The 15,962-nt window shown below is 41.5% G+C and carries 13 protein-coding genes; 2 read left to right on the top strand and 11 right to left on the bottom strand.

Annotated elements, in window-relative coordinates:
* Positions 1-11 precede the first annotated feature (11 nt).
* Positions 12-1,247 (bottom strand): sensor histidine kinase, encoded by a 1,236-nt coding sequence (locus AC1TO9_RS02870; RefSeq protein ID WP_482055037.1) that lies wholly within the window; start codon positions 1,245-1,247, stop codon positions 12-14.
* Positions 1,248-1,574: 327 nt separating this feature from the next.
* Between AC1TO9_RS02870 and AC1TO9_RS02865 the strand changes: the two genes are divergently transcribed.
* Positions 1,575-4,223: a cation-translocating P-type ATPase gene (locus AC1TO9_RS02865; protein ID WP_482058401.1), complete on the top strand. Its 2,649-nt coding sequence runs from the start codon at positions 1,575-1,577 to the stop codon at positions 4,221-4,223.
* A 12-nt stretch (positions 4,224-4,235) separates the two neighbouring features.
* Positions 4,236-4,496, top strand: coding sequence for a hypothetical protein (locus tag AC1TO9_RS02860; RefSeq protein WP_482058273.1), 261 nt, complete (start codon positions 4,236-4,238; stop codon positions 4,494-4,496).
* A gap of 86 nt (positions 4,497-4,582) precedes the next feature.
* Here the strand turns inward: AC1TO9_RS02860 and ilvD are convergent, their stop codons facing one another.
* The 10 genes from ilvD to trpE all read right to left on the bottom strand — a co-directional run bounded on the left by ilvD (position 4,583) and on the right by trpE (position 15,691).
* Positions 4,583-6,280 carry a dihydroxy-acid dehydratase gene (gene ilvD / locus AC1TO9_RS02855; RefSeq protein ID WP_482055036.1) on the bottom strand — a complete coding sequence of 566 codons (1,698 nt, stop codon included), beginning with the start codon at positions 6,278-6,280 and terminating at the stop codon, positions 4,583-4,585.
* Between the two features lie 24 nt (positions 6,281-6,304).
* Positions 6,305-6,970, bottom strand: a complete 666-nt coding sequence (locus AC1TO9_RS02850; RefSeq protein ID WP_482055035.1) for a GntR family transcriptional regulator — start codon at positions 6,968-6,970, stop codon at positions 6,305-6,307.
* Positions 6,971-7,284: 314 nt separating this feature from the next.
* On the bottom strand, positions 7,285-8,382 hold the full coding sequence (locus tag AC1TO9_RS02845; protein WP_482058272.1) for a prephenate dehydrogenase: 1,098 nt from the start codon (positions 8,380-8,382) through the stop codon (positions 7,285-7,287).
* 52 nt (positions 8,383-8,434) lie between these two features.
* Positions 8,435-9,526, bottom strand: coding sequence for a histidinol-phosphate transaminase (hisC, locus tag AC1TO9_RS02840; protein WP_482058271.1), 1,092 nt, complete (start codon positions 9,524-9,526; stop codon positions 8,435-8,437).
* A gap of 24 nt (positions 9,527-9,550) precedes the next feature.
* Positions 9,551-10,357: a tryptophan synthase subunit alpha gene (trpA, locus tag AC1TO9_RS02835; RefSeq protein WP_482055032.1), complete on the bottom strand. Its 807-nt coding sequence runs from the start codon at positions 10,355-10,357 to the stop codon at positions 9,551-9,553.
* Positions 10,354-11,550, bottom strand: a complete 1,197-nt coding sequence (gene trpB, locus AC1TO9_RS02830) for a tryptophan synthase subunit beta (protein ID WP_482058270.1) — start codon at positions 11,548-11,550, stop codon at positions 10,354-10,356. The genes trpA and trpB overlap by 4 nt, the downstream gene beginning before the upstream one ends.
* Positions 11,547-12,233: a phosphoribosylanthranilate isomerase gene (locus tag AC1TO9_RS02825; protein WP_482058400.1), complete on the bottom strand. Its 687-nt coding sequence runs from the start codon at positions 12,231-12,233 to the stop codon at positions 11,547-11,549. Before AC1TO9_RS02825 ends, trpB begins: the two co-directional genes overlap by 4 nt.
* Before the next feature lies 1 nt (position 12,234).
* Positions 12,235-13,044, bottom strand: coding sequence for an indole-3-glycerol phosphate synthase TrpC (gene trpC / locus AC1TO9_RS02820; RefSeq protein ID WP_482058269.1), 810 nt, complete (start codon positions 13,042-13,044; stop codon positions 12,235-12,237).
* Positions 13,034-14,074: an anthranilate phosphoribosyltransferase gene (gene trpD, locus AC1TO9_RS02815; protein WP_482055260.1), complete on the bottom strand. Its 1,041-nt coding sequence runs from the start codon at positions 14,072-14,074 to the stop codon at positions 13,034-13,036. Before trpD ends, trpC begins: the two co-directional genes overlap by 11 nt.
* 75 nt (positions 14,075-14,149) lie before the next feature.
* Positions 14,150-15,691: an anthranilate synthase component I gene (gene trpE, locus AC1TO9_RS02810; RefSeq protein WP_482058268.1), complete on the bottom strand. Its 1,542-nt coding sequence runs from the start codon at positions 15,689-15,691 to the stop codon at positions 14,150-14,152.
* Positions 15,692-15,962 lie beyond the last annotated feature (271 nt).

Raw genomic sequence — 15,962 nt, 5'->3', positions numbered from 1 at the left:
TCCCCAAATTGCTAACTAACAAGGTCTTTAATTGATATTTGTACTTGAATGGTAGTTCCTTCTCCAAGCGTAGATTGAATATCAAATGAGCCTCCCAGAATTTCGACCCGCTCTTCCATACTATATAATCCAACACCTTGTCGTAGCTCAGAGGTGATAACAAAACCGAGTCCGTAATCCCTTACTTTTAACTCCGCAGATGCAGGTTCAAGCTTTAATTGAACATCGATTACATCGGTTTGTGAATATTTAGCGGCATTCGTAAGTGCTTCTTGAACGATGCGATAAAAAGCTGTCTCTATTGCAGCAGGCATTCGCCCACCATCCTCTTCCACTTTGAAATGAACCTGAATACCAAATTTCTGTCCATACATGCGAAAATATTTGCGTAGTGCTGCGATCAACCCGATGTCATCCAGCGCAGACGGTCGCAATTCAGCGGATAAATCACGAATATCCTCGATGGTATTGCGAATGGCATCCTGTAATGTATTCATTTTATCATCAGACATCTCAACATCCATATTCTGTTTCAACACCTCGGATTGAATCAGAATGCTATAGAGTGATTGTCCGATTCCATCGTGTAACTCGCGTGATATAAGCTTTCGTTCATTCTCTTGCGCGAGAAGAATAGAGTGCGTAATCATCTTAGCAATTTGATGCTGCTCTTGCTGACGCTGCTCTTCAACTTCTTGTATACGCAGTATGCTTAAGGGACCATGCATCGAGTCTATGTAATGCGACACACTTACATTGACAGCTCTAGCCCCTCCCTGTGGAGTGACTACCTGTAACATGATCGGCTTGTGAGTGGAATCAAAGACAAAACAATCTTGATAGGAACACAGCTTATTCAAGCCTGGATAATTCGAACACATATTGCAGAAGCTGATCGACATTTCTCCTTCATCCAATTTCAACATTTGTCTTGCAGCAGGATTAATTCGCTTTATATTCATCGAGCTATCCAGCACAAGAACACCATCCGAAATATGCTCAAATACATTGGCAAGTTGCTCCTGCTCTGATCTAAGCTTCCGCCCTTGTGAGTAAATGATGAAGAAGAATACAGTCGTAACAGCTAGTACGAACAAAAATATCATAATAGAGTGTTGCCAATTAGTATCCATATTCCCTAGCATAACTCGAATTGAAAATACTATAACGAGAGTGGTGACAATCGTTAATAATCCATTCCTCACCATAAACCCGGCCAATCCTAGTGATTTCCAGAATGATGACATCTTTAATTCCCCTTCCATACATAAGTAGATCCATTCCGCACAATCGATTCATTAAGGTGACACCTAAGTTGCCATCTATGCCTGATCACTCACCAGCAGTTTTAATTTCTAGTCTACCACTAGGTCACAATGATTGTGAATTTCTTTTTATAATCGTAGTTCAAAATATATAGAGTCAGTACAGTTTCTACGCCTAGCCCATAAGGAAATTAACTTATTTTAGAAACTAATAGACACTTGATCCGTATATATTCATTAGATTTCGATAACACTTAGTCAAAACTAATCACCTAGAAAGAAGATTAACATCGGAGAGGAGCTGTAATGATGGAATTCTATCGAAGCAGCGTTGAGGAGAGTTTACAAGAAGTAAATAGTGAGGAAACAGGACTTTCTTCTGCGGAAGTTGCAAAACGAATCGAAATGGACGGTTACAATGAGTTAAAAGGTAAGGAAAGGGTTCCCATTTGGAAGTTATTTGTCGAAAACTTTAAAGATCCTATGGTTATTGTCCTAGTGATTGCAGCAGTGGTGCAAATCATTCTGGGTCAGTTCATGGAGTCGCTAATTATATTCACTGTACTCATATTAAATGCTTTGATTAGTGTGATTCAGACTCGTAAAGCCGAGAGTTCACTTGATGCATTAAAGAAGATGTCAGCTCCAGAAGCAAAGGTCATACGTAAAGGGGCAATGAGCTCCATTCCTGCCAGGGAAGTTGTACGAGGAGATATTGTCCTATTAGAAGCTGGTGACTATGTACCTGCTGATGGTCGCTTGATTGAGTCTGGTAGTCTGAGGGTTAATGAGGGAATGTTGACCGGAGAGTCAGAGGCTGTGGAAAAGCATACTCAGACTATCAAGGCTGACTCCCCCCTCGGAGATCGCAAGAATATGGTGTTCAGCGGTTCATTAGTCGTGTATGGACGTGGAAGCCTAGTAGTTACCGGCACAGCTCTAAATAGTGAAATAGGTAAAATTGCCACATTGATAGAAAGTGCTGAAGCGAAGCAAACTCCACTTCAGCGCAAGCTCGAGAGCTTTAGTAAAAAACTTGGTGTCGCTATATTACTTCTATGTGCCCTTATCTTCTTGGTACAAGCTGGACGCGTATTTTTCTCAAATGATACCCAAAATATTACAACCGCTATTCTTGATGCTCTAATGTTTTCTGTAGCTGTAGCCGTAGCCGCAATTCCAGAGGCTCTCTCTTCAATCGTAACCATTGTACTTTCCGTAGGTACAAACAAAATGGCAAAACAAAATGCCATTATTCGCAGATTGCCTGCGGTGGAAACATTAGGTTCAACTAGTGTCATTTGTACAGATAAAACAGGTACATTAACTCAGAACAAAATGACAGTTATAGACTATTTCCTTCCTCAAGGAACCAAGGCTAGTTTTCCGGATGATCCTGACAACTGGTCCATGGGAGAACGTCGGTTACTACATATTGCCGTTCTATGTAATGATTCAAATATTAATGAAGAAGGAAAGGAATTAGGTGATCCGACAGAAGTAGCTCTAATTTCATTTAGTAATAGTAAGAACAAAGACTATAAAGAAATTCGAGATAACTTCCCTCGTGAAGCTGAAATTCCATTTGATTCAGATCGTAAACTAATGTCAACCTTACACACTTTTGCCGGAAACAGGGTCATACTTGTAAAAGGCGGACCCGATGTTCTCTTCAGCCGTTGTACTAAAGTATTAATGGGTGAAGAAGAGATTCCTTTTACAGATGAAATTCTTGAACAATTAAATCAAGCAAACGAAAACTTTTCCAAAAAGGCACTTCGTGTACTAGCTTATGGTTATAAGTCAATGGACAATACCAATTTAGATATTGGACCTGAAGATGAACAGGATCTGGTCTTTGTCGGCCTAACCGCGATGATAGATCCCCCAAGAGAAGCCGTTTATGCTTCTATTGAAGAATCAAATAAAGCAGGAATCCGGACGATTATGATCACGGGTGACCATAAGACAACAGCACAAGCCATCGGAATTGATATTGGATTAATGAAGAAGGATGATATTGCCTTAACAGGCCAAGAGTTGGATGCACTATCTGACGAGGAACTGGATCAGCAATTAGAAAAGATCAGTGTCTATGCTCGCGTCTCCCCTACTAATAAGATTAGAATTGTACGTGCATGGCAAAGAAAGGGTAAGATCACAGCGATGACAGGAGACGGTGTGAATGATGCCCCCGCACTGAAACAAGCAGATATAGGAGTCGCCATGGGTAGTGGAACCGATGTAGCGAAAGACTCCGCTGCCATGATTCTTACGGATGATAATTTTGTATCCATTGTAAAAGCAGTCGGTGTAGGTAGAACCGTTTTTGATAATATTAAAAAGGCTATTTCTTATTTATTTGCTGGTAATCTAGGTGCTATCATTGCGATCCTATTCGCCTTATTTTTTAATTGGATTAATCCTTTCACCGCAATACAGCTCTTATTCATTAACTTAGTTAATGATTCCATCCCCGCCATCGCTCTCGGAATGGAAAAAGCAGAACCTGGTGTCATGTCACGTCAGCCACGAGATATTAAAGAAGGTATTTTTGCAGGCGGTACGTTGAGAGCTGTCATCACACGAGGTTTGCTAATTGGTATAGCGGTTATTATTTCGCAATACATCGGGTTACAGCATTCACCTGAAATGAGTGTCGCAATGGCATTTACGACGTTGATTCTAGCACGTACACTCCAAACTTTTGCAGCTCGTTCTAATACACAAAATGCATTCCAAGCTGGATTTTTCAGTAATAAATATGTTATTGGTGCAGTATTGATCTGCTTCTGTTTCTATGGCATTACGGTTCTTCCAGGAGTCCGTGGAGTCTTCTCCATACCAGATACATTTGGAATGCAACAATGGTTAATTGCTGCTGGTCTATCGTTGGCAGCCGTTATTGCAATGGAAGTTATAAAATGGATACAGAATTTGGGAACTAGCAAGAAATAGGAGGAATGACTTATGACTCTCAGACATGTCAAAGAACATGAGCTTAAACAAGCAGCAATGTTAGCGGAGGATGTATTCTGTAAAGATGGCGATCGTTATATGGAATCATCCTTCCCAACACTTTTTCGACCTGGTGTAACTCATTCTTATGGTGCTTTCAATGCCGAGTTATGTTCGCTCTTATTCGATCCTGACTCCACCATCAATCAGCCCGGAGACGCTAAACTAGCCACTCTGCCACTTCCCTACATGTACGGGGTTTACTATATTTAGCTTTTATCTATACAAAGGAAGAAGGCTACCGACCATAGGTCGATAGCCTTCTGTTATTTAGTATTTCATAATTAACTGCAAAATTTTTAGTTCAAAATATCTAAATCCGTTACTGCCCCTTTGGATGAAGAGGATACTAATGCAGCATACTTCGCCAATACCCCTGATGTATACTTAGATTCAGGCTTAACCCAGTTCTGTTTCCTTGTTTCTAATTGTTCTGGTGTTACATTGAATTTTATTTCTTGTGTTACGCTATCAATAGTGATGATATCATCGTTCTCTAAGAAAGCGATTGGCCCACCGACTTGTGCTTCTGGAGCCACATGCCCAACTACAAATCCATGCGAACCACCGGAGAACCGTCCATCTGTAATGAGCGCTACATCTCCACCCAGTCCTTTACCTACAAGCATAGCTGTAAGAGAGAGCATTTCTGGCATCCCAGGTCCACCCTTCGGGCCCGCATAACGGATAATCACGACATCGCCCTTTTTAATCTCATCATTTACAATAGCTTCTGTCGCTTCATCTTCACTATTGTATACTCGAGCTGGCCCCTCGAAACGAAGATTCTTTAATCCTGACATTTTGGCTACGGCACCATCAGGAGCAAGATTCCCTTTTAGAACGACTAACGGTCCACTTGATTTCAGTGGATTGTCAAAAGAACGAATGACTTGTTGATCTTTTTGCAAAGATGGTAAGGTAGCCAAGTTCTCAGCTATTGTTTTTCCAGTAACCGTCATACAGTCACCATGCAACAATCCCTGTTCCAACAATAATTTCATCACCGCAGGAACGCCACCAACATTGTTAAGATCCTGCATGACGTATTTCCCACTCGGCTTTAGATCGGCCAGATGAGGAACTTTGATCCGAATTCTATCGAAATCTTCCAATGCAAGGTCAACTCCAGCAGAATGGGCAATAGCTAGTAGATGAAGAAATGCGTTCGTTGATCCACCTAGTGCCATAACTACCGTAATGGCATTCTCAAATGCTTCCTTCGTCATAATATCTCTTGGTTTAATATCTTTCTCCAAAAGATTGATTACAGCCTCTCCTGCATTTCTACATTCCACGGATTTACCAGATGAGATAGCAGCCGTAGATGATGAACTCGGCAAAGTCATCCCTAATGCTTCTGCCGCTGAGGCCATCGTATTCGCTGTATACATTCCGCCACATGCGCCCGCACCAGGACATACACTGCATTCGACTTTGTGTAATTGCTCTTCGTTTATTGTACCTTCGTGGTAAGCTCCAACCGCTTCAAAAGCAGTAACAATATCAACATCATTGCCATCTAACTTTCCGGGTTGAATCGTTCCCCCATAAACATAGACAGAAGGTATATTCATTCTACCCATCGCCATCAAACAAGCTGGTGTATTCTTATCACAGCCTCCAATTGCGACCAATCCGTCGAAACGTTCTGCATTGGTAACCACTTCGATGGAGTCAGCAATAACCTCCCGGCTTGGCAAAGAAAATAACATCCCTTCATGACCCATAGCGATACCGTCAGATACGGTAACTGTATTGAATATTAAAGGAGCTCCACCGTGTTCTTTAATACCCTCTTTCGCATCCCGTGATAACACGTCAATATGGACGTTACAAGGCGTAACTTCACTCCATGTACTTGCTACACCGACCATCGGCTTTTTGAAATCTTCATCTGTAAATCCAACCGCTCGAAGCATCGCCCGGTTCGGAGTCCGATTAACACCTTCACTTATATCTTTACTACGTGTCCGTAGATCCTTGTATTCCTTCATCGTTCACTCAGCTCCTTCATATCATTAAATTAATTTATATAGTTCATTCATAGGTCTCAACAAGTTTTGTTTCATAATTGCAGAAGCTGTCGTAGAGTCACGTTGTTCCATGGCTTCGATAATTGCAGTATGTTCCTGAACAGATGAATAGGTAGAAGTCTCATGTTGCTTCAGAAAAACATACTTAAATCGACGAATATGAGTTTGTATCGTCGTACTAAATGAAGATATATACAGGTTATCTGATAATTCTACAATGAGATTATGGAACTGTTCATCCATCTCCATTGCTTGATAAGGTTGTTTATTCTCAATGGACTCTGCAAACTTTGCATTTAACATCTTTAACTGCTCAATTTGCTCAGGAAGGATCAAAGACGTCGTTATTTCTGTTGCCAATGCATGTAACGTTGCAAATACAGGATACAACTTTAGAATATCGTCTTTATCTATATCCTTCACTATTGTAGCCTTGCCAGGGTGAACCTCAACTAACCCTTGAACTTCTAGTAAAAGCAAAGCCTCCCTAATCGGAGTTCTACTAACCCCTAGCGCTTCTGCTAATTCAGCATCAATTAATTGTTCTTTAGGCTGAAGCGTTCCATCAATGATCCATCTTTGAATTTGTGCGTATGCTCGTTCTTTGGCAGACATTCTACTTGGTGATGAGAAATCGCTCGGTATAGGCATGTAATCCCCCTCTCATATATGCAATATATCGCATATATATATTAAAATCAAGTGGGATAAAAAAAGACCACTTTTTTCAAAGTGGTCTTTGCTCAAGACAGAGCAGAATTATTTGGATAGGAGTGGAGAGAAACCATACTGTAAGTTCATTGTAATGTATCCGTTTTCATTTGTCAATAACTTCTTCAAAAGTTAATGTAAACACTTACGGTTGAACGGCAACGACGCCTTTATAAAGGATGGAGCTGCCGTTTCTGCTGAAATATAAGGAATAGAGTTTCAAGCGAAACTCTATTCCTTATATTTTTGATGAATCACATAAATACAGTGTACCCTAGCTCTTGCAGTAAATTTCTTGCCCGTTCCATATCCTCTTCCTGGCGGAATGAAAGGCGCATCACACCGGGAACATCTTCTCTGCTCTCGATAATTTGTATGTTGCTTAGATTAATTTGTTTGGAACCAAGCTCCGTAGCAATCTTCCCGATGATTCCAGGATGATCTGGTACATTCAAATATAAATCAAGCAATGATGTAATCATTCCTTTTCTTCCTTCTGGAAGTTCGTTGCGAAAGGCATTGGCTTTCTGGAATGCTTCCTCAATCGCTTTTCCATTACTATCCGTAAGCATGTCAATAAAGCTTGATATCCCTTCATTCCAATCTTTAAGTAGACGAAGCATTACTTCATTGTTGTTCAGAAGAATATCACGCCAAATGACAGGATCACTAGATGCAATACGAGTGATGTCTCTAAATCCCCCGGCGGCTAATCTTCGATATAGTATATTAGATTCATTATAGTCACTTATTTGGTTGACCAAGGCTACAGCGATAATATGTGGCAAATGACTGATGGCGCCCACTATTTCATCATGCAACTTGGGATCAACCTTTACAATATGGGCTCTAGTATAGGACAACAACTGTTCTAACGTCTCCACAGCATGCTCTGGTATGTTCGATGATGGACACAGTACATAATAGGCATTCTCAAATAGAAGGATCGATGCAGCCTCTACACCAGATTGTTCCGATCCAGCCATTGGATGCCCACCAATGAAATATACATCTTTAAATCGCAATGCTTCGGCTGCTGCAGATATACTAGCTTTGGTGCTACCCACATCCGTAATAATACAACCTTTCTTCAAAGGCAATTGACTTAATTGAGTCAAATATTGTTCCAATTTACCGACAGGTACACATAGAAATATAAAGTCAGCATCACTAGCCGCTTCTTCTATCGATAACGTCGCTGAGTCCACAACACCTTTGCTCATATACTTATCGATTGATTCTGGGCGGTGGGCATGACCCACGACTGTGATATCAGGTTTATTTTTAAAACATAAAGCCAGTGAACCCCCGATTAATCCTACTCCAAAGATCGCTACTTTTGTCTTGTTCATAATTCCTCACTTCTATTCATCATAGATTATCATAGATTCATTTAATATTATGTTATACCGAAGTTAAAGCTAGTACCTGCTCTAGTGATTGAATAAACATTGTATTCTGTTCTGGTGTACCTACAGACACTCGGATATAGGTTGGATATTTCTGATGTCCGGCACGAATAATAATGCCTTTGCGTAGCAAAGATTGAAATACGTCACCGGATGGTCTACGAACATCTACCATAATGAAATTCCCATGAGCAGGTAAATAGGATAGACCTAGACGATCAAATTCCCCCTGTAAATAAACCAGTCCTTCAGCATTCAACTGTTTACATTTACCTACAAACTCTTGATCTTGTAACGCTGCAATTGCAGCAGCTTGAGCAACACGTGACGTATTAAAAGGTTCCCTAACTTGATTGATTAATTTGATCACGTTAGCATTACCCACACCATACCCTATACGCAGGGAGGCTAGACCATATATTTTGGAGAATGTACGTAGAACGACTATGTTTGGATATTGATCTAATAAAGTTATACCATCTGGGTAAGAAGAGTCCGTTACAAATTCACAGTATGCTTCATCCAACACAACCATCACATGGGATGGAATCGCGTCTAAGAATGTTGTTAATGCACTTCCTGATACGATCGTTCCTGTCGGATTGTTAGGATTACAGATCCAGAGTATCTTTGTACGCTCATTCACAGCTGCAAGCATAGCGTCAAGATCATGGATTCCGTCTTTCAATGGCACTTCGATACATACAGCACCTTCAATGTCAGCGTTACTCTTGTACACTGAGAAGGTCTGATCTGCCATAATCGTCTCGTCACCTGGCACAAAGAATGCCCGTGTAATCAACGCAATAACCTCATCAGATCCACAACCAAATATAATCTGATCATTATTCACGCCCAAATGTCGGCCAAGTGTCGTCGTTAAATTAACCGCACCACCGTCTGGATACACACTGATATTCTCAAGTTCAGATAGAATAGCATCCTTAACTAGAGGTGATGAGCCATAAGGATTCTCATTAGAAGCTAATTTAATCACTTCATCCAAACCTAGTTCACGTTTCACTTCTTCAATAGGCTTACCCGGTTGATATACAGGTAGATTAACAATATGGGATTTAGGCTTCATAATATCCCCCTCACTCTCTCTAATTTATCCTTTTAATTGTGCCACAAAATCATGTATTTGCAAAAGTCCTTGTTGTCTTGTATTTACATCATTTAATAATGGAATCACGGATTCAATTTCACGAACGATCGCACTACCAACAACTACACCATCACAGATTTGAGAGAAATGAGCCACTTGCTCCTGTGTAGATATCCCGAAACCTACGGCAACAGGAATATCTGTATACTTTCTGACGGTTTGAATAAATTCCTCTACCCCTTGATGAAAGGTTGAACGTTCCCCTGTCACTCCTAAAGAGGATACACAGTATACAAATCCACTCGCATTCCCTACAATTCTCTCAATTCTTTCATGCGATGTCGGTGCTACCAACGGAATAAAACTGACTCCCGCTTCATTCGCACGACGTCGCATATCTTCGGATTCTTCTATAGGAAGATCTGGAATGATCAATCCACTGATTTCATGAGTCTTTACTTCTTCGAAGAAACGGTCCAACCCCATCTGTAACGCTGGATTGTAATATGTGAATAAAACAAACGGCATCTTGACGCCTGCCTTACGCGCTTTCACAGCTGTCTCCATACAAGTACGAATCGTCACACCATGCTTCAATGCACGCCCTGATGCCCGTTGGATGACGGGTCCATCCGCCAATGGATCCGAATAAGGCACACCTAACTCAATAATATTAGCGCCTGCTGCTTCCAGTTGAATAATAATTTCTACCGTCGTCTCCACATCAGGATCGCCTACGGTCAAGAATGGCATGAGCGCAGTTTGATTCTGACTTTTCAATGCTGCAAATGTCTGTTCCATTAATTTCATGACTGAACCTCCCCTGTATAAGCCATGATGGATTCGACGTCTTTGTCTCCTCGTCCCGATAAACAAATAACTACGATGTCGTCCTTCGTTAGCGTTGGTGCAAGTTTGATCACTTGAGCAACAGCATGTGAAGATTCAAGGGCAGGAATGATTCCTTCGGTGCGGCATAGAAGTTGTAGCGCATCGAGCGCCTCTTGATCTGTGATCGGTACATATTGTACTCGTTCAATATCTTTCAAGTAAGAGTGTTCCGGTCCGACTCCTGGATAATCAAGTCCCGCTGAGATGGAATGAGCTTCCTGTATTTGTCCATGTTCATCTTGTAATAAATAACTCATAGAACCTTGGAACACACCATGTGTTCCGTGCGTCATCGTCGCAGCGTGGAAATCGGTATCCACACCTTTCCCAGCAGCTTCGACTCCAACCATAGCAACGGACTCATCTTCAATAAATGGATAGAACATTCCAATAGCATTACTTCCACCACCAACAGCGGCAACAAGTACATTCGGTAGACGTCCTTCACTTTCAAGAATTTGACGTCTCGTCTCATCCCCAATCACTCTTTGGAAATTCCGTACCATCATAGGGTATGGATGAGGTCCCACTGCAGAACCTAGAATATAGAATGTATCTTCTACATTGCTAACCCAATATCGAAGCGCTTCGTTACACGCATCCTTGAGTGTGCGTGTTCCCGAAATCACTGGAATTACTTCCGCACCTAGCAGTTTCATCCGAAACACATTCAACGCTTGACGCTTCGTATCTTCTTCTCCCATGAATACTTTACATTCCATGCCAAGTAGTGCAGCCACTGTAGCAGCAGCTACACCATGTTGCCCAGCGCCGGTCTCAGCAATGACCTTCTTCTTGCCCATACGTTTAGCAAGAATACCTTGAGCGATGGCATTATTTATTTTGTGAGCACCTGTATGATTTAAGTCCTCGCGCTTCAAGTAAATTTTAGCTTCACCTAAATGTTGACTCAGTCTTTCCGCATAATAGAGCGGAGTCTCACGACCTGAGTACTGTTTCAACAAATAATCAATTTCCTCCTGGAAACTAGCATCTGCTGTATTTTGTTTATAAGCATCTTCCAATTCTAAAAGTGCGTTCATCAATGTTTCAGGTACAAAACGCCCCCCGAATTTACCGAAACGACCGTTCTCATCTGGCATTTGTGTCATATTTGTTTCACCCTTTCAACAAAAGCTCTCATTTTCTCTATATCTTTCATGCCATTACTTTCTACACCACTAGAAACATCAACCCCATAAGGACGATATTTCGTAACCAATTCACCCACGTTCGAAGGCTGTAGACCACCTGCCACAAAAAGTGGAATTCCCTGCTCCTTACTCCACGATTGATATTGTGGAATTTGCTCCCAAGAAAAGGTGTGCCCTGAACCTCCACCATAGATAGGGTCGAATGTGTCCAGTAATAACGCATCAATAGCACTAACATATTCCTGTGAAATAACCTGTTGTACGAAAGAGTCCGAAGTATTCTCCATTCCTTTGCCTTGCACTTGTATCACTTTAAACACCTTAACGCCAAATCGATCTTTCACCTCATGACAGAACTTAGCATTTTCTTGCCCATGCAACTGAATAACATCTAAGGGTGCTTGTGCCATCACGCTTTCTAGAAACTCCATCTTTGGATTCACGAACACCCCTACACTTTCAGGACGCGTCTCATTTTGCCAATCTTTAAGTTGCTCTATAAGTTCAGCGGCACGTTCTGCAGTCACTTGTCTACGACTATTAGCGAATACAAATCCGACATAGTCCAGCGGTAAGTTTAACATCGATTTTAGCACTTCAACGTCCTGAAGTCCACATATTTTTACGACTGTATTCCCCATGCTAGCGGTATTCCATATGTTCATCCAGTGGTCCCATCAACTCATTCACAGCTATCCCAACATCATTTTGACGCATGAAATACTCACCTATCAGCACGCCATTTGTACCTGCTTGTCTTAAGTAATTCATATCTTCAATGCTGGAAATCCCACTCTCGCTGATGTTCGTAATCCCTTTTGGAATCATAGCAATAAGCTTAGCCGTCGTCTCAAGTGAAGTCTCAAACGTCTGAAGATTACGATTGTTAATGCCAATTAATGATGCTTGATCCAAATCTAATACATGCTCCAATTCTTCAGCGCTATGAACTTCTATCAACGCATCCATTCCAAGTGCTGAAGCTTCCTTGATGAATGAAGAAATTTGCTTAGGCTTCAGTATGCTTGCTATAAGTAGAACGGCATCCGCTCCTAGCAACCGTGCCTCATAGATTTGACGTTCATCAATAATGAAATCTTTACGTAGCAGGGGCAACTTCACGGCCTCACGAACAGCTCTCAAATATTCACCACTACCTTGGAAATAATCCACATCTGTCAGTACAGATAGACAGTCCGCTCCCGCCTTCTCATAGGCTAACGCAATCTCTACAGGATCGAAATCTGGACGAATTAACCCTTTGGATGGAGATGCTTTCTTCACCTCAGCAATTAACCCCATATCTCTACGATTTCTTTCGGACAATGCCCTTTGAAATCCTCTAGTCTGAGGCATGTTAGCAATTTCTCTTTCGGCAATCGACAAATTAAAAGCTTTCGCTAACTCTTCCACTTCTTTTACCTTAGTAAGTACTATTTTATCAAGATACATGGGACTCTTCTCCTGTCATTTGGATCAATTGATTTAATTTTGCATAAGCACTACCGTTATCTATCGCATCTGCAGCAAGTTTTACACCTTCTACCATACTATCAGCAAGTCCTGATATATAAATACAAGCTCCAGCGTTAGCTAAGACAATATCTCGGTAAGGACTCTTATCACCTTGAAGCACAGATCGAATAATTTCGGCGTTCAGAGCTGCATCACCACCTAATACTTTCTCTAGAGGGTGCATTTCAAGACCTAAATCATGCGGATTAATTTCATAAGTAGTTACAATACCTTTTCTTAATTCAGATATTTGAGTTGGAGCTGAAATGCTAATCTCATCTAATCCATCTAGGCTTGAGACAACCAAAGCACGCTTTAATCCAAGCTCCTTAAGTACATGTGCAATCGTCTCTGTCATGTTCCGATCATAGATTCCTAATAGCTGACGATCCGCACCAGCAGGGTTGGTCAAAGGTCCTAACATGTTAAATACGGTTCGTACACCCAGCTCTTTACGTGGTGCCGCAGCATGTCGCATAGATGGGTGGTAAATTTGCGCGAACAAGAAACATATCCCGATCTCATCCAAACAGCGCTTCGCTTGTTCAGCTGTAATGTTAATGTTCACACCAAGAGCTTCCAACACATCCGCACTTCCTGCACGTCCAGAAGCTGAACGATTGCCATGCTTGGCTACCCGTACAGACACAGAGGATGAAATAATCGCAGATGTCGTCGATATATTGAATTTATGAATCCCTGATCCACCTGTACCGCATGTGTCGAGTAAATGGGCACTTTCTGTCAACATCCTAGCGCCCGCTCCCCTCATCGCTTCAGCAAAGCCTGTAATCTCTTCAACAGTCTCCCCTTTGATGCGAAGCGCTGTTAATAACCCACCGATTTGCGCCTGCGTTGCTGCACCATCCATAATACTTTGCATCACTAGACGCGCCTCTTGTCTTGAAAGGCTATTTCCTTGTATCAGGGTCGATAGGTTCGATTGAATCAACGCTGTTTGATCCACTTCAACACGGTCATGTCCAACAACACTCAACTTTTCTGCACTATTCTCCACTATGCTCATCTCCATATTATTTAATTAGTATAAATAATCTTGATTAATCGTATCGTCATCTTTCTTCAGAGGAGGAAACATCAACTCTGCCGTACGAATTGCTTTTAATAATGCTTTAGCTTTATTAACCGTTTCCTCATACTCTTTCTCTGGCACGGAATCCCATACAATTCCTGCACCTGCCTGTATATAAGCTTTGCCTTTACGGAAAATTAATGTGCGTATCGTGATACAAGAATCCATGTTTCCGGAGAAGCCCAAATATCCGATAGCACCAGCATAAGCACCGCGTGCTTCTTTTTCTAACTCAGCAATAATCTCCATGGCTCTTAACTTGGGTGCTCCTGATACCGTTCCCGCGGGTAAGCAAGATAGAAATGCGTCGAAGAAATCTTTATCTTCACGTAGCTGACCTGATACATTCGAAACGATATGCATGACATGTGAGTACTTCTCTATCTCCATAAAAGAGTCACATTTCACGGTTCCGAATTCAGATACTCTTCCCAGGTCATTACGACCAAGATCGACTAGCATTAAATGCTCCGCACGTTCCTTCTCATCTGCCATAAGCTCTTCAGCCAAAGCTCGATCTTCAGCATCCGTCATCCCACGAGGTCTTGTGCCTGCTATAGGACGAGTCTCAACTCGACCTCCATCCACCTTAACAAGTGCTTCAGGTGACGTTCCTACAATAATTTCTTCGTCCATTTTTAAATAATACATATAGGGCGAAGGATTCAATGTTCTAAGGACACGGTATACATGAAGCGGTGATACTTCTGTCTCTATATGAAAACGCTGGGACAATACAACTTGAAATATATCTCCAGCTCGGATATATTCTTTCGCTTGTTCCACATTCGAAATATACTGTTCTTTGGTCATATTCGATTTAATATCACCCAATTCCACATCCTGTGGAATGCTATGACGATTCACATTTTCACGTGGGCCTTGTTCTTGTAGTTGCTCAGCGACGTCTTCTAGCTTACGACTAACGGCTTCGTATGCCGCTGCAATATCAAGATCGGTATCCCCGTCCTTGACATGTACGTTGCCTATTAATAGAATTTGCTGCTTCACGTGATCAAATACAATAATAGAATCACAGAACATGAAGCGAATATCATCCATATGCAGATCATCTACAGCATGCGCTGGTAAATTCTCATAATATTGAAGCAGATCATAACCAAAGAATCCGATGGCTCCACCTGTAAATGGTGGCATCTCCTCAAGCTTCGGGCTTCGATAAGAACGTAACAGCGCTTTGAGCTCTTCCACTGGTTTGCCCTTCATGACCTCTTCGATACCATTCTTTTCTAGAACGATACGACCTTGTTTGCCGGATATCATTAGGAATGGGTCGGTACCGATAAAGGAATATCTTCCCCATTGACTTCCGCCCTCTACACTCTCCAAGAGAAATGCATGATCCCGCTGAGCATATCTCTGAAATATACGAATCGGTGTCTCCATATCAGATAAAAGACGTTTCACCACAGGGATCAGATTATATTGACTTGAAAGTGTAATTACTTGTTCTAAACTAGGGGTCATCATGACCATCCCTCCCTCATTATATTGTTCATGTAAATCGCACTATTGCGATATTTCTTTAAGGGACGAGACCCCTTACTGCGAGAAATATAAGAAAAAACCTCTACAAAAGTAGAGGTTTTTTGGTCATAAAGTATATGAAAGAGTCCGGTCACTAATCCATTCTATAACCCTAGATTCCCATCCCATATAGCTAACGCTAAGGAGTAGGTTCTAGAATCAGAATATGATTCAGTACCGAATTAAATAACATATGGACTCTGCTCGACTATAC

The organism is Paenibacillus sp. Y916 (assembly GCF_056786435.1).
The sequence above is the reverse complement of the archived record's forward strand: the minus strand, read 5'-3'. Positions and strand labels throughout refer to the sequence as shown.